We start from the raw sequence: 2,882 nt of genomic DNA, 5'->3' as shown, positions 1-2,882 counted from the left end.
CGCGCCCGACATCATCACGGTGGCCCGCGAGCATCGCGAGGCCGTCGAGCGCGGCCTGTCGCTGAAGAAGGCCGGCAACCGGCTGATGGAACTCGTCGGCGGACGCAGCATCCACCCGGTCAATGTTCGTCTCGGCGGCTTCTACTCGGTTCCCACCCGCGCCGACCTGGCGCCGATGGCCGAGCAGTTGCGCGGGGCGCTCGACGACGCACTGGCAGGCGTGCGCTGGGTGGCCGGCTTCGACTTCCCGGACCTGACGATCGACCACGAACTGCTGGCCCTGACCGGGCCGCGCTATCCCATTGAGGACGGCACCATCGCCCGCAGCGACGGTCCGTCGTTCGCTCTTGCCGACTTCGGCCAGCACGTCCGCGAAACCCAGGTGCCGCACTCCACCGCGCTGCACGCCACCCTGGACGGCCGCCCCCATCTGACCGGTCCGCTGGCCCGCTACTCGCTGAACCACCACCTGCTCTCCCCGCTGGCGCAGGAGGCCGCCGCCGCCGCAGGACTGGGATCGCAGTGCCGAAACCCGTTCCGCAGCATCATCGTTCGTTCCGTCGAGGTGGTGTATGCAGTCGAAGAGGCACTGCGCATCATCGAGAACTACCAGCGGCCGGCCCGCCCCTTCGTCCCGGTGGAAGCCAGGCCGGGTATCGGGCACGGCGTGAGCGAGGCGCCCCGTGGGCTGCTCTACCACCGCTACGAGATCGACGAAGACGGGCTGGTGGCTGCGGCGCAGATCGTTCCGCCGACGTCGCAGAATCAGGCTGCCATCGAAGACGACCTTACTCAACTGGTGACCGCCCAAGCCGGCCTCGACGATGCGGCACTGACCGCCATGTGTGAACGGACCATCCGCAATTACGACCCGTGCATCTCCTGCGCGACGCACTTTCTGACCCTGACGGTGCACCGCCGGTGACCACGGTGCTGATCGGCGTCGGCAACGAGTTCCGCCGCGACGACGGGGTGGGCCCGGCGGTGGTCGGGCAAGTCGCGGCGACCAATCCTCACGGTGTCCGGATCGTGACCTGCGCGGCCGAGCCGACCGCCATCCTCGACGCCTGGGACGGCTGCCTGCTGGCGGTTCTGGTGGACGCCGCGGTGGGGGTTCCGGCCGGATCGGTGCGGCAGTGGTCGCTCGCCGAACTCGACGCGACCAGCACGCCGGTGAGTTCCCATGATCTGAGTCTGCGGCAGACCTTCGAACTGGCGCGCGCACTGGGCCGCGCACCGGGCCGGGTGGTGGTGATCGGTGTCGGTGTTGCCGACAGCGGCCACGGAGCGGGGCTTAGCCCCGAAGTTCGGTCTGCGCTACCCGAAGCGGTCCGATTGGTGGGTGTCCTGCTCGGCGAGCAGCGTCAGGAAGCCTCGAACCAGCAGGCGTAACCGCCGTGCGGCGTCATCGACCTCCAGGGTGGTGCATACCCGCAGTTCCTGCGCGGAGATCCCCAGCCGACCGATATCCCCGTCGGCGTCCTCGGCGATCCACCGCTGCACCAGCGCTGTATCAACTTCGGGGTGGAACTGCAGCCCCAAAGCCCGCCCGTGGACGAACGCTTGGGTGGCGCACTCATTGCGAGCCACCTCCACTGCGCCCGGGGGCGCAACGAAGCGGTCGAAATGCCACTGGAACCACGGCCCGGCCGGCACCAGGTCAGGTCTGCTGCTGCGCACGTCATGCCAGCCGATCTCCGGTCGGGGTGAGCGGTCCACCGTCCCGCCGAGCGCTCGGGCCAGCAGTTGCCCCCCGAAACAGACACCCAGTACCCCGACGCCACACGCCAGCGCACGGCGGGTCATCTCCATTTCCGCGGTGATCCACGGGAGGCTGTCGTCGTAGGCGGCCCAACGCGCGCCGAGTGGCACGATCACGTCATAACCGCTGGGATCCGGGAACGTCACCCGCACCGTGGGGTCGCCGGCCCGGTCGGCGGTCACGACATCGAAAGTGCTTACCGCGAAACCGCATTCGGTGAAGACGTCGCCCAACAGTGCTTCCGGCGCGGTCGGGTCGTTGCGGACGAACAACACCTGCCGGGGCACCCGTCCACGCTACGGCAGCGGTAGCTTGATGGTATGGAACCGCTGTTGCGGGCTGGGGTGTGGCTGGTTCTGGTTGTGGTGGTGGCGGCCCATTTCGCCTTCCTCGTCTATCTGCCCCTCGGTGGGTTCCTGGCGCTGCGGTGGCGGCGCTCGATGTGGCTGCACGTGGCGGCGGTGTCATGGGCGTTGGGCAGTATGTTCGCCCACTTCGGCTGCCCGCTGACTGACATCGAACGGTGGGCCCGATCGCAGGCCGGTCTGCCGTCGTTGGGGCCGGCAGGCTTCATCGACCACTACGTCACAGGCGTGTTCTATCCGGCAGCGGGTACTGGACTGGCACACGCGGTGGTGTTCGCCGCGGTGGTCTGCTCCTGGATCGTCTACGCGATCGGCCGGGGCGCTTGCTGGAAGGGCCGCAGTACCTGACCCTGACTGGACCTGCGAATCGGATTTCCGGAATACTGTTCGCCATGGGCGTGTCCACCGGCATCTGGGTCATCACGTGTGTGGCGATCCTCGGGTTGTTCGTTTTCGACTTCTTCGCCCACGTGCGGGTCCCCCACGAACCGACGTTCCGGGAATCGGCGATCTGGTCGACCGTCTACGTCACCCTGGCGATCCTCTTCGGGTTCTTCATCTGGTGGTACTGGGGTGGCCAATTCGGCGGGGAGTACTTCGCCGGCTACGTCACCGAGAAGGCCCTGTCGGTGGACAACCTGTTCGTCTTCACCGTCATCATGGCATCATTCGCGGTGCCGCGGATGTACCAGCAGAAACTGCTGCTGATCGGCATCGTGATGGCGCTGGTGATGCGGGCCGGGTTCATCGCCCTC

At 67.6% G+C, this 2,882-nt stretch carries 5 protein-coding genes; 4 read left to right on the top strand and 1 reads right to left on the bottom strand.

Annotated elements, in window-relative coordinates; genetic code table 11:
- Together ADBZ6I_RS16940 and ADBZ6I_RS16935 are read left to right on the top strand one after the other, a co-directional pair.
- Nucleotides 1-925: Ni/Fe hydrogenase subunit alpha (locus ADBZ6I_RS16940; protein WP_526385909.1), on the top strand; the 925-nt coding region annotated here is incomplete at its 5' end.
- Nucleotides 922-1,392: a hydrogenase maturation protease gene (locus ADBZ6I_RS16935; protein ID WP_526385907.1), complete on the top strand. Its 471-nt coding sequence runs from the start codon at nucleotides 922-924 to the stop codon at nucleotides 1,390-1,392. The genes ADBZ6I_RS16940 and ADBZ6I_RS16935, both read left to right, overlap by 4 nt.
- On the opposite strand, the gene ADBZ6I_RS16930 is transcribed toward ADBZ6I_RS16935, so the two are convergent.
- Nucleotides 1,318-2,049 carry a type 1 glutamine amidotransferase gene (locus ADBZ6I_RS16930; RefSeq protein ID WP_526385905.1) on the bottom strand — a complete coding sequence of 244 codons (732 nt, stop codon included), beginning with the start codon at nucleotides 2,047-2,049 and terminating at the stop codon, nucleotides 1,318-1,320. The two genes, ADBZ6I_RS16935 and ADBZ6I_RS16930, sit on opposite strands and share 75 nt — an antisense overlap.
- A gap of 33 nt (nucleotides 2,050-2,082) precedes the next feature.
- Between ADBZ6I_RS16930 and ADBZ6I_RS16925 the strand changes: the two genes are divergently transcribed.
- Together ADBZ6I_RS16925 and ADBZ6I_RS16920 are read left to right on the top strand one after the other, a co-directional pair.
- Nucleotides 2,083-2,475, top strand: coding sequence for a DUF2784 family protein (locus ADBZ6I_RS16925; RefSeq protein WP_526385903.1), 393 nt, complete (start codon nucleotides 2,083-2,085; stop codon nucleotides 2,473-2,475).
- Nucleotides 2,476-2,519: 44 nt separating this feature from the next.
- Nucleotides 2,520-2,882: TerC family protein (locus ADBZ6I_RS16920; protein WP_526385901.1), on the top strand; the 363-nt coding region annotated here is incomplete at its 3' end.

The sequence above is a fragment of the Mycobacterium sp. genome (assembly GCF_044342925.1).
GTDB lineage: Bacteria > Actinomycetota > Actinomycetes > Mycobacteriales > Mycobacteriaceae > Mycobacterium.
This window is presented reverse-complemented; position numbering and strand designations above follow the sequence as displayed.